At 40.1% G+C, this 25,121-nt stretch carries 20 protein-coding genes; 8 read left to right on the top strand and 12 right to left on the bottom strand.

Going from position 1 to position 25,121, the window contains the following annotated elements; translation table 11 throughout:
* Positions 1 to 99: 99 nt before the first annotated feature.
* From panD to sfsA, 8 genes are all read right to left on the bottom strand, one after another.
* Positions 100 to 480 (bottom strand): aspartate 1-decarboxylase, encoded by a 381-nt coding sequence (gene panD, locus ACNARN_RS04405; protein ID WP_064719124.1) that lies wholly within the window; start codon positions 478 to 480, stop codon positions 100 to 102.
* 32 nt (positions 481 to 512) lie between these two features.
* Positions 513 to 1,364 carry a pantoate--beta-alanine ligase gene (panC, locus tag ACNARN_RS04400; protein ID WP_198619406.1) on the bottom strand — a complete coding sequence of 284 codons (852 nt, stop codon included), beginning with the start codon at positions 1,362 to 1,364 and terminating at the stop codon, positions 513 to 515.
* Between the two features lie 43 nt (positions 1,365 to 1,407).
* The gene (gene panB / locus ACNARN_RS04395; RefSeq protein ID WP_109371570.1) at positions 1,408 to 2,199 is read right to left on the bottom strand and encodes a 3-methyl-2-oxobutanoate hydroxymethyltransferase; all 792 of its coding nucleotides are present in this window, start codon (positions 2,197 to 2,199) and stop codon (positions 1,408 to 1,410) included.
* A gap of 360 nt (positions 2,200 to 2,559) precedes the next feature.
* Positions 2,560 to 3,054 (bottom strand): 2-amino-4-hydroxy-6-hydroxymethyldihydropteridine diphosphokinase, encoded by a 495-nt coding sequence (gene folK, locus ACNARN_RS04390; RefSeq protein WP_100159309.1) that lies wholly within the window; start codon positions 3,052 to 3,054, stop codon positions 2,560 to 2,562.
* A complete protein-coding gene (gene pcnB, locus ACNARN_RS04385; protein ID WP_416304251.1) occupies positions 3,047 to 4,600 on the bottom strand; it encodes a polynucleotide adenylyltransferase PcnB in 1,554 nt (517 codons plus the stop codon). Before pcnB ends, folK begins: the two co-directional genes overlap by 8 nt.
* Before the next feature lie 90 nt (positions 4,601 to 4,690).
* The gene (gene gluQRS, locus ACNARN_RS04380; protein WP_416304190.1) at positions 4,691 to 5,602 is read right to left on the bottom strand and encodes a tRNA glutamyl-Q(34) synthetase GluQRS; all 912 of its coding nucleotides are present in this window, start codon (positions 5,600 to 5,602) and stop codon (positions 4,691 to 4,693) included.
* 53 nt (positions 5,603 to 5,655) lie between these two features.
* Positions 5,656 to 6,111, bottom strand: a complete 456-nt coding sequence (gene dksA, locus ACNARN_RS04375; RefSeq protein ID WP_023580786.1) for an RNA polymerase-binding protein DksA — start codon at positions 6,109 to 6,111, stop codon at positions 5,656 to 5,658.
* Positions 6,112 to 6,307: 196 nt separating this feature from the next.
* Positions 6,308 to 7,018, bottom strand: coding sequence for a DNA/RNA nuclease SfsA (gene sfsA, locus ACNARN_RS04370; RefSeq protein WP_416304189.1), 711 nt, complete (start codon positions 7,016 to 7,018; stop codon positions 6,308 to 6,310).
* 85 nt (positions 7,019 to 7,103) lie between these two features.
* Here sfsA and hrpB point away from each other — a divergent pair, with 85 nt between their 5' ends.
* Positions 7,104 to 9,536, top strand: a complete 2,433-nt coding sequence (gene hrpB / locus ACNARN_RS04365) for an ATP-dependent helicase HrpB (protein ID WP_416304250.1) — start codon at positions 7,104 to 7,106, stop codon at positions 9,534 to 9,536.
* A gap of 143 nt (positions 9,537 to 9,679) precedes the next feature.
* The gene (gene mrcB / locus ACNARN_RS04360; RefSeq protein ID WP_416304188.1) at positions 9,680 to 11,986 is read left to right on the top strand and encodes a bifunctional glycosyl transferase/transpeptidase; all 2,307 of its coding nucleotides are present in this window, start codon (positions 9,680 to 9,682) and stop codon (positions 11,984 to 11,986) included.
* Here mrcB and ACNARN_RS04355 read toward each other — a convergent pair.
* Together ACNARN_RS04355 and hemL are read right to left on the bottom strand one after the other, a co-directional pair.
* On the bottom strand, positions 11,963 to 12,382 hold the full coding sequence (locus tag ACNARN_RS04355; RefSeq protein ID WP_416304187.1) for a hypothetical protein: 420 nt from the start codon (positions 12,380 to 12,382) through the stop codon (positions 11,963 to 11,965). The two genes, mrcB and ACNARN_RS04355, sit on opposite strands and share 24 nt — an antisense overlap.
* A gap of 201 nt (positions 12,383 to 12,583) precedes the next feature.
* Positions 12,584 to 13,870 (bottom strand): glutamate-1-semialdehyde 2,1-aminomutase, encoded by a 1,287-nt coding sequence (hemL, locus tag ACNARN_RS04350; RefSeq protein ID WP_416304186.1) that lies wholly within the window; start codon positions 13,868 to 13,870, stop codon positions 12,584 to 12,586.
* A gap of 275 nt (positions 13,871 to 14,145) precedes the next feature.
* On the opposite strand from hemL, the gene erpA reads away from it, so the two are divergent.
* Positions 14,146 to 14,490, top strand: a complete 345-nt coding sequence (erpA, locus tag ACNARN_RS04345) for an iron-sulfur cluster insertion protein ErpA (RefSeq protein WP_006534944.1) — start codon at positions 14,146 to 14,148, stop codon at positions 14,488 to 14,490.
* Positions 14,491 to 14,758: 268 nt separating this feature from the next.
* Here erpA and btuF read toward each other — a convergent pair whose 3' ends face one another.
* Together btuF and mtnN are read right to left on the bottom strand one after the other, a co-directional pair.
* Complete coding sequence (btuF, locus tag ACNARN_RS04340; RefSeq protein ID WP_416304185.1) at positions 14,759 to 15,586, bottom strand: vitamin B12 ABC transporter substrate-binding protein BtuF; 828 nt, start codon at positions 15,584 to 15,586, stop codon at positions 14,759 to 14,761.
* A gap of 104 nt (positions 15,587 to 15,690) precedes the next feature.
* Complete coding sequence (gene mtnN / locus ACNARN_RS04335; protein ID WP_109371548.1) at positions 15,691 to 16,386, bottom strand: 5'-methylthioadenosine/S-adenosylhomocysteine nucleosidase; 696 nt, start codon at positions 16,384 to 16,386, stop codon at positions 15,691 to 15,693.
* Between the two features lie 127 nt (positions 16,387 to 16,513).
* Between mtnN and dgt the strand changes: the two genes are divergently transcribed.
* From dgt to pyrG, 5 genes are all read left to right on the top strand, one after another.
* A complete protein-coding gene (gene dgt / locus ACNARN_RS04330) occupies positions 16,514 to 18,022 on the top strand; it encodes a dGTPase (RefSeq protein ID WP_198619413.1) in 1,509 nt (502 codons plus the stop codon).
* Positions 18,023 to 18,411: 389 nt separating this feature from the next.
* Positions 18,412 to 19,737 carry a 23S rRNA (uracil(1939)-C(5))-methyltransferase RlmD gene (gene rlmD, locus ACNARN_RS04325; protein WP_416304184.1) on the top strand — a complete coding sequence of 442 codons (1,326 nt, stop codon included), beginning with the start codon at positions 18,412 to 18,414 and terminating at the stop codon, positions 19,735 to 19,737.
* A 71-nt stretch (positions 19,738 to 19,808) separates the two neighbouring features.
* On the top strand, positions 19,809 to 22,046 hold the full coding sequence (gene relA, locus ACNARN_RS04320; protein ID WP_416304183.1) for a GTP diphosphokinase: 2,238 nt from the start codon (positions 19,809 to 19,811) through the stop codon (positions 22,044 to 22,046).
* Positions 22,047 to 22,148: 102 nt separating this feature from the next.
* Entirely contained in the window at positions 22,149 to 22,946 is a 798-nt protein-coding gene (gene mazG, locus ACNARN_RS04315; RefSeq protein ID WP_198626059.1) for a nucleoside triphosphate pyrophosphohydrolase, read from the top strand.
* 512 nt (positions 22,947 to 23,458) lie between these two features.
* The gene (pyrG, locus tag ACNARN_RS04310; RefSeq protein ID WP_109371536.1) at positions 23,459 to 25,096 is read left to right on the top strand and encodes a glutamine hydrolyzing CTP synthase; all 1,638 of its coding nucleotides are present in this window, start codon (positions 23,459 to 23,461) and stop codon (positions 25,094 to 25,096) included.
* Positions 25,097 to 25,121 lie beyond the last annotated feature (25 nt).

Genomic DNA, 25,121 nt, shown 5'->3' with positions numbered 1-25,121 from the left:
GACAAGCAAATAATAACAATAGATTATTTATTATTCAGGTGATAATTCCCCATAAACAGGGAACCTCTGTTTATGGGGAAATGTGTTATTTCTTATTGATTAAGCAACTTGAACAGGAACCGCTTTTGCAATACGTTTCATCTCGTTGTTATCTTCAAAATAAGCAATATTAGGTTTATGGCTACGCGCATCACTATCAGGAATTTGCACATAAGAACAAATAATTAAGCGATCGCCAACGGCGGCACGACGCGCAGCTGCTCCATTGACTGAAATAATCCGAGAGCCTCTTTCGGCACAAATGGCATAGGTTGAAAAACGCTCACCATTATCAACGTTATAAATATCAATCGCTTCATTTTCAAGAATGCCTGCGGCATCCATAAAATCCTGATCAATTGCGCAAGAGCCTTCATAGTGAAGATCAGCTTGTGTGACTTTTACGCGATGAAGTTTGCCTTGTAACATAGTGCGTAGCATTGTTGTGTTTCCTATTTTTCTAATAATGAATATTAAACAAGGTTAACTTGCTGGTTATCAATCAAGCGTGTATTACCTAGCCATGCAGCCATTAAAATCACGGCCCGATGGCTCTCTTCATTTAATGGTGTGAGTGTATCCGCATCACAAATAAAGCACTCATCTGCACGAAAACCTTGCTGCTCTAAGGTGTTTTTTGCATTTTGCAGTAGCTGATTAACATCATGATTACCCGACTTTAGTTGTTCAGCAATTTCTTGCATCGCTTGATAAAGTGCAGGGGCTTGTTGTTTTTCGTTATCAGATAATAGACGATTGCGCGAACTGAGCGCTAAACCATTTTTGTCACGTACGATAGCAACAGGAACGATGCTGATATCCATACATAAATCGCTTACCATCTTTTTGATAATTTGCAGTTGTTGGAAGTCTTTTTCACCGAACATCGCAACATCAGGTTGTACAAGGTTAAAAAGCTTACTGACAACTGTCGTGACACCACGGAAATGACCAGGACGGCTTGCGCCTTCTAATACGGTAGATAATACAGGGACATCAACAGTTGTTTGATTTTCCATACCGTGTGGATACATTTCTTTTGCTGAAGGTGCAAAGATAATATCGACATGTTTATCACGCAGTAACTCGCAATCTTCTTGTAAAGTACGAGGATAATTTGCTAAATCCGCTTCTCTATCAAATTGAAGTGGGTTAACAAAAATAGATGTGATCACAACATCTGCGTGAATACGCGCTTCTTCAATTAATTTTAGGTGACCTTCATGCAGATTACCCATTGTTGGAACCAATGCAATGCGTTTACCTTCTTGCTTTAATCGCTTGATTTCTCTGCGTAAGATAAGCGTAGTTTCAATAATTAGCACGGCGTGACTCCTTTTAAACAATATTGATAATTAAGATAATAAATCAGTTAAATGAATGTTTTTCTTCTGGAAACAGGCCTTGTTCAACTTGTTGAACATAAAGACTAACCGCACCTTTTAAGGAGCCTGCTTCTTGTAAAAAGTCTTTTGAAAACTTAGGGGCTTGAGGTGTTAAACCTAATAAATCATGCATAACAAGAATTTGTCCATCTGTGACATTGCCTGCCCCAATACCAATAACAGGCATCGTTAATGCGTCTGTAATTGTTTTAGCCAGAGTAACAGGAACACATTCCAATACCGCCAATTGAGCACCCGCATTTTCAAGGGCGATGGCATCTTGCTTCAATTGCTCGGCTTCATCGTGCTCTCTACCTTGGATTTTATAACCTCCAAAGACGTTGACAGATTGTGGTGTTAGACCTAAATGAATACAGACAGGAACCGCACGCTCAGTGAGCATTTTAACGGTAGGAATTAACCAACTTCCACCTTCAATCTTCACCATATTAGCTCCTGCTTGCATCAGAATGCCGGCATTAAGACAAGCTTGCTCAGGGGTGGAATAAGACATAAACGGCATATCTGCAATCAAGAAAGCATTAGGCGCACCCGCTCTTACACAACGAGTGTGGTAGGCAATTTGTTCAACGGTGACAGGCAAGGTGCTGTTATGACCTTGTAGTGTCATACCCAATGAATCACCAATCAGCATGGCTTGAATACCTTCTTGTGCAAAAAGGCGAGCAAAACTTGCATCATAAGCGGTGATTGTGGCGAATTTTTTCTTTTCTTGCTTATAGCGGTTCAGCGTTGAAAGCGTAGTGGGTTTCATTGTAACAAACTCCATCATTGTCATTTTTTTGTGTGTAGATAAAATTAATTACTTCACATAATTGTTTGTTTATTAAAGAAAATGTTAGATCATCAAAATAAAGCCGCTTTCGATTGTAGCATTTAAGGACTAAAAACGAAGAAAAAGTAATTAAATGAGTAATGAAAAATAATAAATGATAATTTTTATTTATATTTATCAATTGCCTATATGTGAAAAATAAATATAAAAGAGTTTAGAGATTGGGGAGGAGAGATGTGTTTGAAAAATTGAGGGAAAGTAAAAGAGAAGAGATAGGCTGATACTGTTTATATTTTTTACAGTATCAACCTTTAGCATTAAGAACGTACTAGTGTGAAATTACCACTTTTCCATGCCGTTTTCAGGCACTAACGCCAATCTATCTGCTAATAACTCACCATCAGGAAAGCGAAGGTCGGGTGCTAATTCCGCTAATGGATAAAGCATAAATTCACGTACTTTAAGCCCGTAATGAGGTACGGTTAATCGCTCGGTTTGGATCACGTCATCACCAAATAACATAATATCAAGATCAAGCGTTCTTGGGCCCCAACGGTTGCCTTCTTTTCTAACACGACCTTGCGCTAATTCAATCGCTTGTGTGTTATTAAGCAACTCTTCAGGTGCTAACGTTGTATCAACCGCAACAGCGACATTAAGATAATCAGGCTGATCTTGTGGTCCCATTGGGCGAGTACGATACCAAGATGATTGTGCAATCAATGTTGTTTGTGGGATCTCACTGATTGCCTTAATCGCTGAATTCACCTGATTTTCAGGTGAATTCAAATTGCTACCTAAAATGATATAAACACGTTTTTTCTGTTTACTCATTGGTGTTCTCGTGTCTTGATGCTGGTTTTGCACTTGGATGACGAGGGCGTTTACGTGGACGCGGTCGTTTACGAACGAGTGCTTGGCCTAATTCAGAGACCATTGAGCGCTGTTGCGTATTGTTAGAGGCTTGGAAATCAGCCCACCAACCAGCTAACGCTTGAAGATCTGGATTGTGTTGTACATTGGCACGTAATTCCAGTAAATCGAATGCTGCACGGAATTTAGGGTGCTCAAGTAATTTATTCGCACGACGACCTTGGCGTTTAGGTAAACGTTGCTGTAATTGCCAGATATCACGCATTGTTGTGGTAATGCGTTTTGGTATCGCAATAGTACGGCATTGCTCATCTAATATATCGTTCATCGCCATAGAGAAAGAGTCATAGTAAGAAAGACCACTTTCTTGGACTAATTTTTCGGCATGTTCAATTAATGGATACCACAGCATCGCCGCAAATAAGAACGCCGGATTGACTCGCATCTCTTTATTGATGCGGTAGTCCGTGTTTTTGAGAACTTGATCTAGCATTCTCTCCATCGGCGTATCATGTTGCTCTGTCATTTTAGATGCAATCAGCGGAAACAGCGGTTCAAGTAATTGATGACGACACATTAACTTGTAAGTTTTGTATCCTTGCCCCGTTTGTAATAATTTCAGCGATTCTTCAAAAAGACGAGCCGATGGAATATTACGTAATAAAGGAGCAAGTCTGGCAATTGGCTCTGCGGTTTCTGGCGCAATTTGCATATCCAATTTACTAGCAAAGCGAATGGCTCTAAGCATTCTGACGGGATCTTCGCGATAGCGCGTTTCAGGATCGCCAATTAAGCGAATAATACCCGCTTTCAGATCCGCTAAACCGCCAACATAATCACGTACAGCAAAATCATCAACACCGTAATAGAGGCTGTTTAATGTAAAGTCACGACGGATGGCATCTTCTTCAATTGAGCCAAAAATATTGTCGCGCAGTAACATACCGCTTTGTGCTTGCTGGGATTGGTTATTGTCTGAAACTTCATGATCTTCATGAGAGCCGCGGAAAGTCGCAACTTCAATCACTTCAGGGCCAAACATAATATGAGCAAGACGGAAACGACGACCGACTAAACGGCTGTTACGGAATAATCGACGTACATCTTCAGGTGTTGCATTAGTGGCAATATCAAAATCTTTTGGTTTTTTTCCCAGTAATAAGTCACGGACACCGCCACCAACTAAATAAGCCTGAAAGCCAGAGTTATTTAGGCGATAAAGCACTTTTAATGCATTATCACTGATGTCGTTACGTGAAATTGGGTGTTGATCTCTTGGGATCACAGTCATTGGCAAATCACTCCCGTTCGCCTTTTCTTTATTACTCTTTTTTTTACGGGGACGGTCTGCGGATATAGCAGGACGCCGACGCACAGGTTTCTGTGTTTCTTGTATTGGTCGGTCAGATGCAGTGACTGGCCTTTCACTCGCTACCGGTTGTGTGTCTGATGACGTTGTTTGTCGCCCTAGCAGATTACGGCAGAAATGTGCTACTCGATTAAAAATATGACACCTCGAATAATAAATTCTAATAATTAAAAAATTAAGCGGCTAATCATAGCCTACTGAACATTTTTTGAGAATGCTTTGTGTGGTTTATTCATACCCTTGTTGCTGATGATTTTGTTTTAAAATCTCAGAAGGTGACCACTGCGCTATCGCAATCTCTAACAATGATGCTAACGAATAATCTTGCCAACCCGCAATAATAGGCTGATTAAGAAACCGTAAAGCATCGATAATGACGGGTCTTGGATCAGTATCTGGTAACGCATTTGCGTGATTTTGTTTTGATAATTTATTACCGTCATGATTTATTGCTAAAGGTAAATGAGCATAACGCGGAATAGGTAAATTCAGTTGTTTATGTAAACTGATTTGTCGCAATGTGGGATCAAGTAGATCGGCACCTCTAACAACTTCGGTTACACCCTGATAACTATCATCAATCACTGTCACTAGATTATACGCAAATAAGTTATCTTTTCTGTGAATAATCATATCTTCTAACACGATAGACGTACTCTTTGAATAATATGTACCTTGAATGACATCTTCAAAATGATAAACAGGATGCTGTTGGATCAACCTCCATGCACTCTCTTTATCAAAAGGTGTAACATTAGTTGTGAGTGGCTCGCGATGACGACAGTGGTTATCATACACACCCCCTAAGTCATGTAAACGATGACGGCTACAATGACAGTGATAGCAAACACCTTCTTTCCAAAGAGTGTGTAAAATCTCACGGTAAGCATCATGGCGTTGCGATTGATAGAGGATCTCTTCATCCCAGAACAAACTATAATGTTCTAATGTACGAATAATTTGGGATGCAGTGCCGGGAGGTTCTCTAAGAGGGTCGATATCATCGATGCGCAAAAGCCAACGCCCGTGGTGTGCGCGAGCTTGAAGATAACTGCCAAGTGCAGTAACCAATGAGCCAAAATGAAGTTGACCCGTTGGCGATGGCGCAAAGCGCCCAATATAGTCTGTAATCTCGTGCATCGAAAGATTCAGATTAACGCCTCAACGTATTAGGCTGAGGCGTTTGCTCATTATTAGCCAGCCATCTGTTTTTCACGGATTTCAGCTAATGTCTTACAGTCGATACATAAATCTGCTGTAGGACGAGCTTCTAAACGGCGAATGCCGATTTCCACTCCACAAGATTCACAGAAACCAAAGTCATCATCTTCGACTTTTTTCAGTGTTTTCTCGATTTTCTTAATGAGTTTACGTTCACGATCACGGTTACGCAGCTCAAGACTGAATTCTTCTTCTTGTGCAGCACGGTCAACGGGATCTGGGAAGTTTGCCGCCTCATCTTGCATATGAGTAACGGTGCGGTTGACTTCATCCCTGAGCTGATTGCGCCAAGATTCAAGTATTAGCTTAAAATGCGCTAATTGGGCTTCGTTCATGTACTCTTCGCCCGCTTTTTCCTGATATGGCTCAACGCCAGCAATAGCGAGAATGCTCATGGACGATGTTTTACGCTTTTGCCCTTCTTGCATAATGCTTCTCCTACATACGCATTTCTGAATAATCCCCACCTTCAAAACAGGAAGGGGAAAAAATAGGGCGCTATAAATAGCAGATGCCCGCGAGGATAGCAATTATTCCTTCAATAAGTTTTCTCATGGTGTGAAGGCACGCAAGTAAATGTCCCTTTTTAGTTAAAAAATGCTTAACTAATGCCATGCTTTTCAATTAACTATTTGAAATAAAAGGTAATTGCTGTCCAATTGTTAAATTGTATTCACTAACATTGATGCGATAACACAAGATTTCAACCCCTGCATCACTCGCTTCTTTTAGCAGTGAAGCATAGTTAGGGTCAATCTCTTTAGCAACAGTCACTTCCGTAATGCCAGTATGGGGAACTGCGTAGAATAAGACAGCCCTTAAACCCAATTTTGCGATAGCGGTCAACTCTCTAAGATGTTTCTGGCCACGTTCTGTCTTTGCATCAGGGAAATAACCCATACCGTTGTCGAGTAAGGTGACTGACTTCACTTCAATATAACAGTCAACTTTATGATTTGATTTAAGTAAAATGTCAATACGACTGTTCTCACTACCGTATTTCACTTCTCGTTTTATCTCGTCATATTCAGATAATTCTGGAATGTCACCTGCTTCAATGGCATCTGCAACAATACCGTTTGCTCTTAAGGTATTTACACAAATCCAATCATCGGTTTGGGTCTGTGTAAGTTCCCAACTGTGCGGGTATTTTCTTTTTGCATTTGAAGAGGTGGAATACCAAACAGTATCACCGGGAGTCGCACATCCCGTCATTGCGCCTGTGTTGGCGCAATGGAGCGTGAATTCTTCCCCATTTGGGGTGACAACGTCTGCTAAAAAACGCTTATATCGTTTTAGTAAAGTGGCGGATTGTAGCGGTTGCTCAAATTTCATAATGACTCCGAGGAAAATATGACCTTTAATAAAGCGCTAATGCTACAATGCCAAGCCAAGAAAGTTAATGAATCATGGAGCCTGTGTGCATTTATTGCCAATCTTTGATGTAACAGAAAAAATCGTTGCTGCGTTAAAACAATCCCCACAAGTTTTGCTTCATGCTCCCACTGGTGCAGGTAAATCCACGGCGCTTCCCCTTTATTTACTGGAGCAAAATTGCTTTGATGGCAAAATAATTTTATTAGAGCCAAGACGAATTGCTGCCAAAAGTATTGCTTATCGTTTAGCCAGTCAGCTGAATGAAGAAGTTGGCAATACGGTGGGGTATCGAATGAAAGCGGAAAGCAAAGTCAGCTCAAAAACTCGACTTGAAGTGGTAACAGAAGGGGTATTAAACCGTATGTTACAGCAAGATCCTGAGTTGGCTGGCGTAAGCCTTGTGATTTTAGATGAATTTCATGAACGCAGTTTACAGGCTGATTTAGCATTGGCTTTATTGCTCGATGTACAAATGGGATTACGTGATGATTTGCGTGTGTTGATTATGTCAGCAACATTGGATAATCAAAAGCTCACCGCATTATTACCGGATGCTCCTATGATCAGCGCTGAAGGCCGTAGCTATCCTGTAGAACGAGTCTATTTTCCTATCAATACACATCAACCCTTTGAGCAAGAAATTGCTACTATGGCTTTACGATTACTTGCGCAAGAATCGGGTTCCATGCTGATTTTCTTGCCGGGTAGTGCCGAAATCGTGCGTGTTGCTGACATTCTAAAAGATAAAGTGGATAACAATGTTTTGTTATTTCCTCTTTATGGTGCGCTTTCATTAGCTGAACAACAAAAAGCGATTGAACCCACAGAGAAAGGTTATCGGAAAGTCGTTCTTGCGACCAATATCGCAGAAACAAGTCTTACCATTGAAGGAATTCGTTTAGTCCTTGATAGTGCTATTGAAAAGCGCGCTCAATTTGATTTGAAAAGTGGTGTCACTAGCTTATTGCGTCAACGAACTAGTCAATCATCACAAACGCAAAGAGCTGGGCGAGCAGGGCGTCTTGAGGCAGGTATTTGCTGGCATTTAATAAGCCAAGAACAAGCAGAGCGCGTTGCTTCTCATCAATTGCCTGAAATATTAAGCAGTGATTTATCATCGTTATGGCTTTCTGTTTTGCAGTGGGGATGTCGTGATATTAATCAGTTGAACTGGTTGGATACACCAACACCACAAGCATTACATGCCGCTAAAGAGTTATTGTATCGTTTGGGGGCGATAGATAAACAAGGTGGATTAACACCACGAGGTTCACGTATGGCGCAATGGGGCATTGAGCCTCGATTAGCAGCAATTTTGGATTATGCGAGTGAGCAAAGTGATAATCATCTTGTTACTGCCGCACGTCTATGTGCAATTTTAGAAGAGCCTCCAAGAGGACAAGAAATTAATCTAGAGTGGATTGCACAACAAAAGAATACCTTCTGGTCGCGACGTGAAAAACAGCTCTCTCAACATCGAAAAGGAACGTTTTGCTCGGAATTGTTAGGTTCATTATTAGCGGTAGGATTTCCTGATAGGATTGCTAAAAATCGTGATAATCAAGGGCGTTTTCGTTTAGCAAATGGGCAAGGTGCTATGATGGATGACTCGCAATCTATGAGTAATGCACCGTGGATTTTAGCGCCATTATTACTGCAAAATGCACATTATGCTGATGTCCGTATTTTATTAGCTTTGCCTATTGATATTGATGAAATATCAGCTACCTTTCCTAAGCTTATTGAAAATAATACCACGGTTGAATGGGATGAAAAACGCGGTACGTTAGTTGCATGGCAACAACGTCAATTAGGGCGATTAACCTTAAGTCAGCGTCAACTCGACAAGCCCAATAAACAGCAAATGCAACAAGCGTTATTGAATTGGTTAAGAGAGAACGGCTTAAGTGCTTTAGCACTTAGTGAAGAGACTCAACAGTTTTTTATTCGTCTTTCTTTAGCGAAAAAGTGGTGCCCAGAAGCGTTATTGCCTGATTTAGAAGAAGCTGTGTTACTTGAAACGTTAGAAACATGGCTCTTACCTGAACTTGGAGAAGTTCAGACATTAAAAGCATTACAACAAATTGATATTAATACGATTATTAAAAATCAATTAACATGGCATGAAAATCAGTTGCTTCAAAGCTTATTTCCAACGCATTATTTGGCGCCGACAGGGACAAAAGTGATTATCAATTATGATTTGGAGTTGCCGCCTGTGATTGCTATTCGTATTCAAGAAGTTTATGGCGAACAACAAAGCCCTATTATTGCGAATGGTCAATTGCCTGTAGTCATGGAATTATTGTCACCAGCACATCGTCCTATCCAAAAAACACAAGATTTGGCCACGTTTTGGGCAGGAAGTTATAAAGAGGTGCAAAAAGAGATGAAAGGGCGCTATCCAAAGCATTTATGGCCTGATGATCCAGCGAATACGGCACCGACTCGGCGAGTAAAAAAATATAGCCAATAAATGAATATTAGTTTCACCCCAGATCAATATGCTCTAGTTTTATTCGTATTTGAGAGCTTTCTTGTGGGATCACACAGAAAAATAGCGACAATGTTAGGCTTCTTTATCCCGTGATAAAGGGGTTTTAATGAGAGATACAGTTCATGAGTAGAAAGAAAAGACCAGCGAAACAAACCAAAAGAGGTCGTTCTTGGTTTTGGTTATTTGTCAAAATCGCCATTGTGGTTGCGGTTTTAATGGGCATTTATGGTGTTTATTTACATTCTCAAATCAAAGAGCGCCTTGATGGCAATGTTTGGGAATTACCTGCTGCGGTTTACGGACGTACCGTTAACTTAGAACCGGGCATGAATTATAGCCAAAAAGAGATGGTGAGCTTACTTGAGGGTATGCAATACCGCAATGTTAACAAAATCACACGTCTTGGCGAGTTTGTGGTAAGAGGCAACACCATTGAAATGTTGCGCCGACCATTTGATTTCCCTGATGGTCGTGAAGAGCAAATCTTAGCTAAATTAGCCTTTGAGCAAAATTCACTTGTTAGTATCACTAACATGGATAATCAGCGCCAATTTGGCTTTTTCCGTCTTGATCCTAAGCTGATTACCATGATGCAATCTGCAAATGGTGAGCAACGTTTATTCTTAGCAAGAGACAAATTTCCACAGTTATTAGTGGATACATTAATTGCAACAGAAGATCGTCGCTTCTATGAGCATGACGGTATCAGCCTGTATTCTATTGGTCGTGCTGTATTAGCGAATTTTACTGCGGGTAAAGCGGTTCAAGGCGGTAGTACGTTAACGCAACAGTTAGTGAAAAACCTATTTTTGACTAACGAAAGAACGCTAAAAAGAAAGCTTAATGAAGCCTATATGGCAATCATTATGGATGCGAGTTATAGCAAAGATCGCATTTTAGAGCTGTATCTTAACGAAGTCTTTTTAGGGCAAAGTGGTGATGAACAGATCCGTGGTTTCCCATTAGCTAGCCTTTATTATTTTGGTCGTCCCGTTGATGAACTAAGCCTTGATCAGCAAGCGCTTTTAGTGGGTATGGTTAAAGGTGCATCAGCTTATAACCCTTGGCGTAATCCCAAAGCGGCGTTAGAGCGTCGTAATGTAGTATTAAAACTGCTGGAAACCCAAGAGATAATCGACCAAGAGCTTTATAACGTGCTTAGTGCGCGTCCTTTAGGGGTGAAGCCACGTAGTGAAGCGTTAACGCCTCAACCTGCGTTTATGCAATTGGTTCGCCAAGAGTTACAAACAACCCTAGGCGATAAAGTAAAAGATTTATCGGGTACGAAAATCTTCACAACATTAGATCCTGTCTCGCAAGACGCGGCTGAAAAAGCGGTTGAAGTGGGTGTCGCTGATTTACGTAAAACACGTAAAATAGACGATCTTGAAGGGGCAATGGTGGTTGTTGACCGTTTAAGTGGTGAAGTTAGGGCGTTAGTAGGAGGCTCTCAACCACAATATGCGGGCTTTAACCGCGCATTATCTGCACGTCGTTCTATTGGCTCTCTGGCAAAACCTGCCACATATTTAACGGCATTAAGTGAGCCTGATCGTTTTCGTTTAAATACATGGCTTGCTGATGAACCTATTTCAGTGCCTATTCCGGGGAGTAAGCCTTGGCAACCCCGTAACTACGATCGCGGTTATAAAGGTAAATTAATGCTGGTGGATGCATTAGCAACCTCACGCAATATACCTACTGTAAATCTTGGTTTAGAAGTCGGATTAGATCGAGTAATTCAAACTTGGATTAACTTGGGCGCCCCAGCGGAAAATCTGGAAAAAGTACCCGCGATGCTATTAGGTGCATTAAACTTAACACCAATGGAAGTGGCTCAAACCTTCCAAACAATTGGTAGTTTAGGTAATCGTGCAAAACTATCATCATTGCGCTCTGTTATTGCCCAAGATGGTACAGTGCTTTATCAAAGTTATCCTCAAGCGGAAACCACTGTTTCACCTCAAGCGGCTTATATGACGCTATTTGGTATGCAGCAAGTGGTGAATTCAGGAACAGCATGGCGTGTATTAAAACCAAAATTTGGTAATTACAACCTTGCGGGTAAAACGGGTACCACTAACGATTTACGTGATAGTTGGTTTGCGGGGATTGACGGCAAAGAAGTGACGATTTCATGGATGGGACGTGACAATAATGGTCCAACGAACTTAACGGGTTCAACAGGGGCATTATTGCTGTATCGTAACTATTTAGAGAATCAGGCACCGTTGAAATTAAATCCACCAGCACCAGAAGATATCGCAGAGATGTCTGTTGATGCCCAAGGTAACTTTGCTTGTTATGGCGGTGGAGTGCGTACATTGCCAGTATGGACATCAAACCCAGATGGATTGTGTACGCCCGTTCAGCAAGATACCGATGAAAGTGGCGCGCCAAAGTGGTTACAAGATCTGTTTTCTGAGTAAGTCATCACGTAGGTTAGGTAAAATAAAAACGGCACGTAAGTGCCGTTTGTTTTTTGTTGCTATAGCGTAGTTATTTTGAGCAAGTTTAAGGTTAATATCAATTTGCATAGCCATCTCTTCATAGGTAATGCCTTGCTTTTTTAGCTCTAAGGTAATGATTTTTTTAATCTCATGCTCTTCTAGTGCAAATAGATTAAGTGATTTTTCAGGGTTGCATATCTCATTGAAATAACGATAGTTATTTGATTTTTGCTTAGAGTTTAATTCTAAGAATAGCCTTGTTTTTTCTTCAGCTGATAAATCATCGATTGTCTTCAAAATTTTATTAAGGCTCATTTTTGATACTTTAAGTCTTATTTTAAAGCCACCATGGCAATAAATGATTAAATTTAACACGAAAGTATCAAATATGATGCTTCGATTTGTGTTTTAAAGTCATTATGGCAACAATGGGTTGAATTTAATTCAAAGATGTCAAAAATGATATTTCTATTGATATTGGATAGGAAAAAGAAATCATAACCGCCCGTAAAACGGGTGGTTATGATTTAAGACGCTGACGCGACTTAAACTGGCTTTTATAAAGGGATATTTAAACTAGCCTTTCATTTTTTCAAAAGCATATTCCGCCGCATCAATAGTGCGTTGAATATCTTCTTTTGTATGAGCGATAGACATAAAGCCCGCTTCAAATGCAGAAGGCGCAAGGTAGACGCGTTTTTCCAACATTAAGTGGAAGAATTGTTTAAAGCGCTCGACATCACAATTCATCACATCTTGGTAGCAAGCGACTTCTTTCGCATCAGTAAAGAATAGGCCAAACATACCACCAACATGGTTGATAACCATTGGAATGCCTGCTTGTTGAGCTTTCTCAAGTAAACCGTCAGCTAGCATCGTTGTTAGCTCATCTAATGTTTGATGAACACCTGGCTGTGAAACTTCGTGTAAACACGCTAGACCTGCTGCCATTGCAATAGGGTTGCCTGATAAGGTTCCTGCTTGATAAACAGGGCCAATTGGCGCGAGTTTAGACATTACATCCATATGTCCGCCAAAAGCACCTACAGGCATACCGCCACCGATAATCTTACCAAGGCACGTTAAGTCAGGATCAACATCGTAATAGGCTTGTGCGCCACCTAATGCCACGCGAAAGCCTGTCATAACTTCATCAATAATCAGTAAAGCACCAAACTCATCACATAACGCACGTAAACCCGGTAAAAAGTCTGCTTTAGGTGGTACACAGTTCATATTGCCAGCAACGGGCTCCACGATGATACAAGCGACTTCTTCAGGATAGTTTTCAAATGCTTGGCGTACAGAGTTTAAGTCGTTGTAAGTGCAAGTTAAGGTGTGTTTGACAAAATCAGCAGGTACACCTGGTGAGTTTGGTTGTCCCATAGTTAATGCGCCAGAGCCTGCTTTTACTAATAAGCAGTCAGCGTGACCGTGATAGCAACCTTCGAATTTGATGATTTTGTCACGTCCAGTATAGCCACGAGCAAGGCGAATGGCGCTCATTGTCGCTTCTGTGCCCGAGTTCACCATACGAACCATGTCCATTGATGGCACAAGTTCAGTGACTAAGTTTGCCATTTCAACTTCAGCGGCTGTTGGGGCACCAAAGCTTAAACCTTTTTGTACCGCATCAGTCACTGCATCACGAATAGCAGGGTGGTTGTGTCCTAATACCATCGGTCCCCATGAGCCAACATAGTCAAGATAAGCGCGTCCGTCGGCATCATAAATATACGCACCATTAGCACGTTCAATAAAAAGAGGGGTTCCACCTACACCGTTAAATGCTCTAACAGGTGAGTTGACACCGCCGGGGATCACTTGTTGTGCGAGATTATAAAGCGTTTCAGACTTGCTCATGTCAGACTCCTAATGATGGGTGAGCGTAAGATTAAGGCGTATTCTAAAGCACCGCGCAGATGAAGCCAAATACACGGCAACAAGATTTTGATTTATCACTGTTATTGTGAGTATGTGAATTATCGTAAAAAGCGATAGGTAGCAAAAAGTGTATTTTGTCCACAACAAACTTGAAGGTTATGAGCAGGTATTAGATAATCATCACATTATATCAGCAAGAAAGATAAATTTTTGCTGGCTGTTTTTTTGCTGGAATACCCAGTCTGGAGTGAACAATGAGTGATGATATGGCTCTGCCGTTACAATTTACTGACGCGGCTGCAAATAAAGTAAAAGATCTGATTGCAGATGAAGAAAATCCAAATCTGCGTTTACGTGTTTATATCACGGGTGGCGGTTGTAGCGGATTCCAGTATGGTTTTACCTTTGATGATGCAATGAACGAAGGCGATATGACCATAGAAAAACAAGGTGTTGCCTTAGTGGTTGATCCTATGAGCTTGCAGTATTTAGTGGGCGGTTGTGTGGATTATACCGAGGGGTTAGAGGGTTCGCGTTTCATTGTAACTAATCCTAATGCTAAGAGTACCTGTGGTTGCGGCTCTTCTTTTAGTATCTGATCCTTCTTTGGCGTCGTGGCTGTGCAGTAGTGCTGTGGCGTTATAGCACCGCTCGTAATGCTTTGTGCTGTTTATCTTCTTTGGCGTCGTGGCTGTGCAGTAGTGCCACGGCGTTAGAGCAGTGCTCGTAATGCTCACATACTAATGTATGCTCCGCTTACTGCGCGCTGTCTGCCTTGTTGCACTGCTTGCTCACTCACGACTTTTGTCTGTCGGTTAAAATTTTTTTCTCTTCTTTATTCTTTCTGAGCTTATTTCATAAAATCACTCATTCATTATTAGCGATGGCTTCGCAGATTTGCTGTGCTGCATTAATAATACGTGGTGAAGGGCGACTAAAACTGTCTTCATCAATAGCAATAACTGGAACAGTAAGCTGGGGTTGCCAAAATGTTTGTACGGTAGGTATTTGCTCTGCTTTACCACTGAATACAATCAAATCAGGTCGCTTTGTAAGTACTTGCTCACGATTTACTTGAGGCCAAGTGACAGGGCTATTAGCAAAGATATTCTCCCCACCACAAAGCGCTGTAATATGGCTCTGTAATGTGCGAGCTGATGTCGTAAATAAAGGTTGCATCCCAAACTGAATAAACACCTTTTTTTTAGGGTGATTCGATATATTTGATACATATTTTTGCTGTAACGCTTGATATTGCTGGCGCAATTGTTGGGCATTTTTTAATGCTATATCAGGATGATGGCTATAATTGGAAAGAGTAACGAGATCGTCTGCGATTTCTTCAATACTTTGTGGATTAGAATAAATGATAGAAATACCCAAAGCTTTTAATTGATCTAATGAACGTTGTGGATTACCGCCTTGCCATGCAATCACTAAATCAGGCTTTAATAATAGAATGCGCTCTATATTAATACCCTGCCAATTGGCAACTTGTTCAATATTTTTAGCATCCTCTGGATAATCAGAGTAAGCACTAACTCCGACAATATTATCACCCATACCTGCGGCATAAGCCATTTCAGTGGCAGATGGTGATAGTGTAATAACACGATCAGCGGGCGTGATAGCAATGGCGAAATTGAACCAAAATAATGAACAGAGTAATAACCCAAAATTGATAAATAAACGCATTACATTTCCAATAGTAAAAAATACCCACCTATTTTTTATCTTAGAATAAGCAAAAAATAAAGGCGGGATATTGATAAAGCAATATTAGAATTATCTCGACTTAATTAGTCTTTTAATTTATCCAACATCGCTGTCACCATTAAGCTTGATTGTTCTGCAGCAACAGATAAAAATTCATCAAAACTTAAGTGCGATTCTTTATCGGCTACATCAGAAATAGCACGAACAACAACAAATGGTGTGCCAAACTGATGGCAAACATGGCCAATCGCGGTTGATTCCATTTCTACGGCTGCAACATCTGGGAATGTGCGACGAATACGGGCTAAAGGTTCAGCGCCATTAATAAATGCATCACCACTACAAATTAAACCGCGAACAGCATTTAATTTTAGCGATTCAATACATTCTTCTGCTATTTGAACAAGTTTGGGTTCAGCAATAAAAGCAGGAGGACATTGTGCCATTTGACCAGGTTCATAACCAAACGCAGTAACATCTGCATCGTGATAGCGAACTTCCGTTGAAACAACGATATCACCGACATTTAATCTTGAGTCTAAGCCACCCGCAGAGCCAGTATTGATAACGACATCAGGACGAAAATGCTCAAGTAATAATGTTGTACCAATCGCTGCTGCAACTTTACCAATACCTGATTTTAATAATGCAACATCAACACCGTTGATTGTGCCTGTATAGATTTCACAGCCGCCACGAGATAAGATTTGGCAATCTTCAATTTTCTCACGCAGAAGTGTGACTTCTTGCTCCATTGCACCTATTACGCCAACTCTCATTGTGTCATACTCACTTGTAGGTTAATAATAAATAGAAATTTAAATAGAGTTTAACATCTATCGGAAAAACACGATATAACACAAAGAATAGAGAATTCGTTTCATCGAAACCAGAAAGAGGACAGAAATGATCGATTTTAAGCTGAAGTTAAATTATCAACGCAAATATAACAGCAGTGATATCGATATTAACGATGAAATTCAGGTTTCTCGTCAATTTGAAAGTGATCGTGGACGTATTATTAACTCAGCCGCTATTCGTCGTTTACAACAAAAAACGCAAGTCTTTCCCCTAGAACAAAATTCTGCTGTACGTAGCCGTCTTACTCATTCTCTTGAAGTTCAACAAATTGGGCGTTATATCGCTAAACAGATTATTGGCGAATTAAAGAAACAAAATAAGCTTGAAGAATATGGTTTAAGTGATCGTATTGATAGTTTAGAAAGCTTAATTGAGATGGCGTGCTTAATGCATGATATTGGTAACCCGCCTTTTGGACATTTTGGTGAAGCCGCGATTAAGCATTGGTTTCAAAAAGTATTATCACCAGAGGCGACAGCCGAATTCGATAGTTGTCCTTTTATTCCTATGCAGTATTCAGCTAAAGTGCAATTAAATGAATTGCGACAAACTTTACGCCAAGATTTATGTCAATTTGAAGGGAATGCTCAAGCGATTCGAATGGCGCATCATCTGCTTAAATTGAATTTAACCTATGCTCAAATAGGTTGTGTATTGAAATATACCCGTCCTGCTTATTGGCAAGGGGAAGTGCCTAAAGAATATAGCTATTTAATGAAAAAACCGGGGTATTACTGGTCTGAATTAGCATTCGTAAAAGAAGTGCAAGAAAAATTAGATATGGGGGAATTTTGTCGCTTTCCTCTCACTTATATTATGGAAGCGGCTGACGACATCTCTTATTGCATTGCGGATTTAGATGATGCGGTAGAAAAGGGGATTTTTGATATCAACCGCCTTGTTCAGCTTTTACGAGATGCATGGCGTGAAAATGGTGATGTGATCGAAGGTGATTTATTCGATATTACTGTGAATCGTGCTTATAAAAAAGTCGATCAAAATGAAGCCAAACGCAGTATGCAAGACCAGTTTTTTATGTATTTACGAGTTTATATTACTGGAAAATTAGTGCCTTATACGGCGTACCGTTTTATAAAAAACCTTCCCCAAGTTTATGAAGGGAGCTTTAATCATGCCTTGCTTGAAGGAAATAGTGCGGAGCATCGTTTATTAACGACATTAAAAAGTGTCGCTAAAAAATGGGTATTTAGCCATCCTGAAGTTGAAGAGCTTGAAATGAAAGGATATCGTGTAATCAGTGGATTACTTGATATCTATAAGCCCTTGCTTTTATTATCAACTGAAGATTTTTTAAGATTGCATAAATATAATGAACATCCTAAATATGTAATTGAGACGCGTTTATATCATAAGCTTTCTGTTAAACATAAACTGGCTTATAACGAGATGTTAGAAAAGCTAGATGATATAAATTCTGAAAAAGGAAAGATTTTAGAGTTTTATTATAGAACAAGATTAATTCAAGATTATATCAGTGGAATGACCGATCATTATGCTTATGAAGAATATAGGAAATTAATGGTTTGTGATTAATTTATAATCATTAAGAGAAACGCTATCTAATTGATTGGTGATAATTTTTAGACTTTTCTTAGTGATAATAAAGATTTATTAAAATAACAGAAAATAGATGTTATTAATTGTAAATATATTCAATATAAAAGTTATATATAATATTTGTTAGTTATAGAACAATATAAAATCCATAAAACAAGTATCTTAGGTTGTTATCATTAAAAGTTTTCTCAATTTAACAAAAATATTGCTTATATCAGTTAAGTAAATAACTTGTTCGATGTTATACTCTCCCCATGTTTTCTTCTGAAATGCATAGTCATTCATGTAACGCTGAAAAACATACAGCGTATTCTAAAACGATGTCATTTCACTGTTAATCCGTCATTGATACTTAATTTAATACTATGGTGCAGTTTTATTCCCCTAAAAAACGTCCTGTGAAAAAACAGGCAACAACTCTGGAAGTGACCGCCAGTGCATTGGATGCAAATGGTCAAGGTATTGCTCATGCTGAGGGCAAAACGATTTTTGTAAAAGGATTACTCCCACAAGAAACTGCTCGTATTCGTTTAACAGAAGAAAAGCGCCAGTTTGCTAAAGGCGAGGTTATTAAGCGTTTGACTACCAGCGAACAGCGTATAGCGCCTCATTGTGAATATTATGAGCGTTGTGGTGGTTGTCAGCAGCAGCATGTACCTATTGCGCTACAACGTACAACAAAAGCAGGTATGTTATCGCACCTTATTAAGCGTGAAACGGGTGTAATTATTTCAGCCGAGCCTGTGATTGCGGGAGCCGAATATGGCTATCGCCGTAGAGCAAGATTGGGATTACGTTATCAACCAGAAAAAGGGTTGGTGATGGGTTTTCGCCAAGAGCGCTCTAATGATTTGGTCATGATAAAAAAATGCCCAGTATTAAAGCCACAGCTAAATGATTTATTGTCTCCTCTTTGGACATGCCTTAAAAATTTAACATCAGTACGTGATTTAGGGCATGTTGAAATGGTACTCGCTGATAATGGGCCGCTGGTTATTTTACGCCATTTATCGCCATTGCCTGAGAGTGATAAACAGAGTTTGAGTGATTTCTCTCAAACTCATCAAGTTACGATGTATCTTGCAGGTGATAATAGCGAGATAGCACGATTAACTTCAATTGAGAAGGAACCCTTCTATCAAATAGAAGGTCTTAATTTACGTTTTGCACCCACTGATTTTATTCAAGTGAATGATGAAATAAATCCTAAGATGGTTGCTCAGGCCATTGAGTGGCTTGATTTATCGCCAGAAGATCGCGTGTTAGATCTGTTTTGTGGTATGGGGAATTTTACTTTGCCTATTGCAAAACGCGTCAGTGAAGTGGTGGGTATAGAAGGTGTGCCCGCACTGGTTGAAATGGCGAAAAAAAATGCAGAACTAAACCAATTAGGTAATGCGTATTTTTGGCATGCAGATTTATCGTCTGATTTTTCTGCGATGCCGTGGTCGAAAGAAGGGTTTAACAAAGTATTGTTAGATCCTGCAAGAGCAGGGGCTTTGGAGGTAATGTCACATATTGTGAAGTTATCCGCAGAAAAAATCGTGTATGTCTCCTGTAATCCGACCACGTTAGCCAGAGATAGTAAGATATTATTAGATTCTGGATATCAGCTTACTGGTTTAAAAATGTTGGATATGTTTCCACAAACGGGTCATCTGGAATCAATGGCACTGTTTAGTCGAAAATAAATTTAGTCGAAAATAAACAGTTAGCCAGTAAATAAGTCGCAAATAAGATTTATACCGTGTAGGGAGAGAATATGGTTGCAGTAAGAAGTGCTCACTTAACACCTGCAGGAGAGTTTGCTGTTGATAAATGGGTCAACAGCTTGAACTTAACCCATGTCAATGCGGGTAGTGAAATCATGCAAACCTGGGAATACTGCCATCGTACTGTTCAAGGGCATGAAGATGCCGAACTGCTATTGTGGCGTGGTGTTGAAATGGTTGAGCTTCTTTCGACATTAAGCATGGACAAAGACAGCATGAGGGCAGCGCTTCTTTTCCCACTTGCTGAAGAAAATCTTATTGATCAGGAAATCGTTACTGAACATTTTGGTGATGCGATTTGGAGCTTAGTTCGTGGTGTAATGGAAATGGACGCCATACGCCAGTTAAAAGCAACGCATACCAATGAAACAAGTTCTGTTCAGGTGGATAATGTTCGCCGTATGTTGTTGTCTATGGTGGAAGATTTCCGTTGTGTGGTCATCAAACTTTCAGAGCGTATAGCCCATTTACGAGAAGTGAAAGATGCCACAGAAGATGAGCGCGTACTGGCTGCAAAAGAGTGTTTTAATATTTATGCACCATTAGCCAACCGATTGGGTATTGGACAATTAAAATGGGAATTAGAAGATTTCTGTTTCCGTTATCTTCATCCTGATGAATACAAGAAAATAGCCAGCTTGCTTCATGAGCGTCGTATCGACCGCGAACAGTATATTGATAATTTTGTCAGTACAGTACGCGGTTATATGAAAGAAGAGAATGTTGATGTAGATATTTATGGTCGTCCCAAACATATCTATAGTATCTGGCGCAAAATGAAGAAAAAGAATCTTGCATTTGATGAGCTGTTTGATGTGAGAGCGGTGCGTATAGTCGTAGAACGTCTTCAAGATTGTTATGCCGCATTAGGTATTGTGCATACTCATTTCCGCCATTTACCCGATGAATTTGATGATTACGTTGCAAATCCAAAGCCAAATGGTTACCAATCTATTCATACCGTTGTTTTAGGGCCTGAAGGTAAAACGGTTGAAATTCAAATTCGTACTCGACAAATGCATGAAGATGCTGAATTGGGTGTGGCTGCGCACTGGAAATATAAAGAAGGTGCAACAGGCGCTGCGACGAAAGGTGGTACAGGCAGCTATGAAAACCGCATTGCATGGTTACGTAAACTGATTGCATGGCAAGAAGAGATGGCGGATTCTGGCGAAATGCTGGATGAAGTTCGTAGCCAAGTCTTTGATGACAGGGTTTATGTCTTTACGCCAAAAGGTGATGTTGTTGATTTACCGGCAGGTTCAACACCGCTTGATTTTGCTTATCATATCCATAGTGATGTGGGGCATCGTTGTATTGGGGCAAAAATTGGCGGACGTATTGTGCCATTTAGCTATCAATTACAAATGGGCGACCAAATTGAAGTTATTACGCAAAAACATCCAAATCCAAGTCGCGATTGGTTAAATCCTAACTTAGGTTATGTCACGACAAGCCGTGGACGTGCGAAAATTCATAATTGGTTCCGTAAGCAAGATCGCGATAAAAATATTCTTGCGGGGCGTCAGATCTTAGATAACGAATTGGCGCATATGGATATCAACATGAAAGAAGCAGAAAAACTGCTGATCGCACGTTATAACGTTCATAGTGTTGATGAAGTATTAGCAGGTATTGGTGTCGGTGATATTCGAATCAACCAGTTAGTGAACTTTATTCAAAGTAAATTGAATAAAGCCACTGCAGAAGATGAAGATAAAGAGGCACTGCGCACGCTCGAAAACAAAACGCCAGCACCAAGAACCACTGGTTCGGGTGGAAGTATTGTTGTCGAAGGTGTGGGTAACTTAATGCACCATATTGCACGTTGTTGCCAGCCTATTCCGGGTGACAATATTGTCGGTTTTATTACTAAAGGTCGTGGTATTTCGATTCACCGTGCTGACTGTGAGCAACTGGCTGAATTACTTTCTCATGCACCAGAGCGTATTGTTGATGCGGTATGGGGAGAGAATTATTCCAGTGGTTATTCATTGGTAGTACGTGTTGTAGCGAATGATCGTAGTGGGTTATTACGCGATATCACGACAATTTTAGCCAATGAAAAAGTAAACGTACTGGGTGTGAGTAGCCGTAGCGATGTGAAGCAACAAATTGCGACAATCGATATGAATATTGAGATTTATAATCTCCAAGTATTAGGTCGTATATTGGCAAAACTTAATCAGTTGCCTGATGTGATAGAAGCGAAACGCTTTTCTCACTAAAATATTAAAATGATAAGATGCCGAGACTACTGTTCTCGGCATTTTTTTATCTAAAAACGTGTTAGGTAGAATAAAGCTAACTCTTATTTAAAAGGCAATATGATGTCAGAAAATCGTGAAATCTTTCGTTTATTAGAAATTATGGCGCAGCTACGTGATCCTAATAGTGGATGTGAATGGGATAAAGTGCAGACTTTTGACACTATCGCACCTTATACATTAGAAGAAACCTATGAAGTGTTAGATGCTATTGCTCGTAAAGATTTTTCTGATTTAAAAGAAGAGTTGGGTGATTTGCTTTATCAAGTTGTTTTTTATTCACGAATGGCAAAAGAGCAAAATTTATTTGATTTTAATGATGTCTGCGAAGCTATTAGCAATAAATTAGAACGTCGCCATCCTCATATTTTTGCATCTGAAAGTGACAATAATTTAGCTACAGAAAAGCATCGTTGGGAAAAACTCAAAGCCCAAGAGCGTGAAGCCAAAGATCAATTTTCTCTGTTAGACGATATTCCTGCTACTTTGCCTGCCTTAATGAAAGCAGAAAAAATTCAAAAGCGTTGTGCTTCAGTGGGTTTCGATTGGAATGAACTAGAGCCTGTTTTAGGTAAAGTTTATGAAGAAATTGATGAAGTGATGGCTGAAGTGAAAAAAGAGCCTCAAGATGCTTCTCGAGTTGAAGATGAACTGGGTGACTTACTGTTTTCTGTGGTGAATTTATCGCGCCATTTAAAACAGAAACCGGAGCAAGCATTAAATCGAGCTTGTCGAAAATTCGAACAACGCTTTCGTTTTGTTGAAAAAATGCTCTCAGAAGAAGGTATAGGCATAGAAAATGCCTCATTGGAAGAGATGGAGATCTGTTGGCAGAAAGCAAAAAGACAACAGGTTGAGTGAATTGTGACACGCAAATTAACGTCAACGTGACATAAAGTGCGATAAAAATAGTCTATAACATCTCGTTTTTTCAGCTATTTTTATAAAAATATTTAAAAAGCGAAATTATAAAAGGTAATTTCGTTTTTTTTGTTTTTGGGTAATTTAAAATCTCGCAGTTACATTTTATTGCATTAAAAATGTGATTAACCTCAAAAAAATTAAAAGCATGATCATAAGCAAAAGATCTCGCTATAAACCTGCTACACTTAATATCGTGAAAAAAATAAAGCATCTCTTGTTTAAAAGTGATATCTTAGCTGAAAGGATTAAGCTAAAATGCTTGAGAAATATTTTCACGGGTTTAGTTAATTGAATTTTTACTGTTTTTTCGTGTTTAAACGGATAAGTGGCGTGATGAAAAAGAACTTTATACTACTAAGAATGTTTGTAGCGAAAATAAGGTTCGGGTATACTGTGTTCCCGTCCAGTTATATCCATCATCCTAATACACCTAAACTTTCAGGTTCAGCATGAAAACGAATTATATTTTTGTGACCGGCGGGGTCGTATCCTCTCTGGGTAAAGGCATTGCCGCAGCCTCTCTGGCGGCTATACTCGAAGCCCGTGGACTCAATGTCACCATGATGAAGTTGGATCCGTATATCAACGTCGATCCAGGTACTATGAGCCCAATTCAGCACGGGGAAGTCTTCGTCACTGACGATGGTGCTGAAACTGATCTCGACTTAGGACACTATGAGCGCTTTATTCGTACGAAAATGACTCGTCGTAATAACTTCACGACAGGTCGCGTATACTCTGAAGTATTACGCAAAGAGCGTCGTGGTGACTATCTTGGGGCTACAATTCAAGTTATTCCTCATATCACTAATGAAATCAAAGAACGTATCATCCGTGGCGGTGAAGGTCATGATGTCGTTTTAGTTGAAGTCGGCGGGACAGTTGGTGATATCGAATCTTTACCATTCTTAGAAGCGATTCGCCAGATGGCAGCAGAAGTGGGTCGTGAGCACACATTCTACTTGCATTTAACTTTGGTGCCTTATTTAGCCGCTTCTGGTGAAGTGAAAACCAAACCAACTCAGCATTCTGTAAAAGAGTTACTGTCGATCGGTATCCAGCCTGATGCGTTGATTTGCCGTTCAGACCGCGTTATTCCTGCAAACGAACGTGCCAAAATTGCACTGTTCTGTAATGTGCCAGAAAAAGCGGTTATTTCATTAAAAGACGTCGATTCCATTTATAAAATCCCTGCACTATTGAAATCACAGGGATTAGATGATTATATCTGTAAACGATTCAGCTTAGATTGCCCTGTTGCAAATCTTGCAGAGTGGGAACAAGTTATTTACGAAGAAGCTAATCCTGAAGGCGAAGTGACCATTGGTATGGTGGGTAAATATGTCGAATTACCAGACGCCTATAAATCAGTGATTGAAGCGTTAAAACATGGCGGTTTCAAAAGCCGTGTTGCAGTAAATATCAAATTGATTGATGCACAAGATGTTGAAACCCGTGGCGCTGATATGCTTAAAGGGTTAGATGCAATCTTAGTACCAGGCGGTTTTGGTGAACGTGGCGTCGAAGGCAAAATTATGGCCGCTCAATTTGCCCGTGAAAATAAAATCCCTTACTTGGGCATTTGCTTAGGTATGCAGGTTGCTATGATTGAGTTTGCTCGTAATGTTGCCAATATGGCAGATGCAAACTCCACTGAATTTGCACCAGATTGTAAATATCCAGTCATTGCGTTAATCACAGAATGGCGTGATGAAGACGGTAATGTCGAAGTGCGTTCAGAAGACAGTGATTTAGGTGGCACGATGCGCCTTGGTGCTCAGCCTTGCCATTTAAGTGGTGATAGCTTAGTACGTACTCTGTATGGCAAAAACACCATTACAGAACGCCATCGTCACCGTTATGAAGTGAATAATCTGCTATTAAAACGTATCGAAGATGCGGGTTTACGTATCGCAGGTCGTTCAGTAGATAACAAGCTGGTGGAAATTATTGAAAATCCAAACCACCCTTGGTTTGTTGCTTGTCAGTTCCACCCAGAGTTTACCTCAACGCCGCGTGACGGCCATCCGTTATTTGCAGGCTTTGTGAAAGCAGCCTTTGATAACCAAAAAGGTCTGCTGAAATAGGATATATGAGAAGAGATAGGGTATC

The organism is Proteus sp. TSJ240517, assembly GCF_047921575.1.
In the GTDB taxonomy this organism is placed as follows: Bacteria; Pseudomonadota; Gammaproteobacteria; order Enterobacterales; family Enterobacteriaceae; genus Proteus.
Note: the sequence above shows the minus strand (reverse complement) of the source record. Positions and strands in the feature narration are given on the sequence as shown.

Coding starts and splice junctions, on each gene's coding strand:
- panD (WP_064719124.1), bottom strand. CDS start 480: ATGCTACGCACTATGTTACAAGGCAAACTTCATCGCGTAAAAGTCACA.
- panB (WP_109371570.1), bottom strand. CDS start 2,199: ATGAAACCCACTACGCTTTCAACGCTGAACCGCTATAAGCAAGAAAAG.
- folK (WP_100159309.1), bottom strand. CDS start 3,054: ATGAGTAAACAGAAAAAACGTGTTTATATCATTTTAGGTAGCAATTTG.
- gluQRS (WP_416304190.1), bottom strand. CDS start 5,602: ATGCACGAGATTACAGACTATATTGGGCGCTTTGCGCCATCGCCAACG.
- dksA (WP_023580786.1), bottom strand. CDS start 6,111: ATGCAAGAAGGGCAAAAGCGTAAAACATCGTCCATGAGCATTCTCGCT.
- sfsA (WP_416304189.1), bottom strand. CDS start 7,018: ATGAAATTTGAGCAACCGCTACAATCCGCCACTTTACTAAAACGATAT.
- mrcB (WP_416304188.1), top strand. CDS start 9,680: ATGAGTAGAAAGAAAAGACCAGCGAAACAAACCAAAAGAGGTCGTTCT.
- hemL (WP_416304186.1), bottom strand. CDS start 13,870: ATGAGCAAGTCTGAAACGCTTTATAATCTCGCACAACAAGTGATCCCC.
- erpA (WP_006534944.1), top strand. CDS start 14,146: ATGAGTGATGATATGGCTCTGCCGTTACAATTTACTGACGCGGCTGCA.
- btuF (WP_416304185.1), bottom strand. CDS start 15,586: ATGCGTTTATTTATCAATTTTGGGTTATTACTCTGTTCATTATTTTGG.
- mtnN (WP_109371548.1), bottom strand. CDS start 16,386: ATGAGAGTTGGCGTAATAGGTGCAATGGAGCAAGAAGTCACACTTCTG.
- dgt (WP_198619413.1), top strand. CDS start 16,514: ATGATCGATTTTAAGCTGAAGTTAAATTATCAACGCAAATATAACAGC.
- rlmD (WP_416304184.1), top strand. CDS start 18,412: ATGGTGCAGTTTTATTCCCCTAAAAAACGTCCTGTGAAAAAACAGGCA.
- relA (WP_416304183.1), top strand. CDS start 19,809: ATGGTTGCAGTAAGAAGTGCTCACTTAACACCTGCAGGAGAGTTTGCT.
- mazG (WP_198626059.1), top strand. CDS start 22,149: ATGTCAGAAAATCGTGAAATCTTTCGTTTATTAGAAATTATGGCGCAG.
- pyrG (WP_109371536.1), top strand. CDS start 23,459: ATGAAAACGAATTATATTTTTGTGACCGGCGGGGTCGTATCCTCTCTG.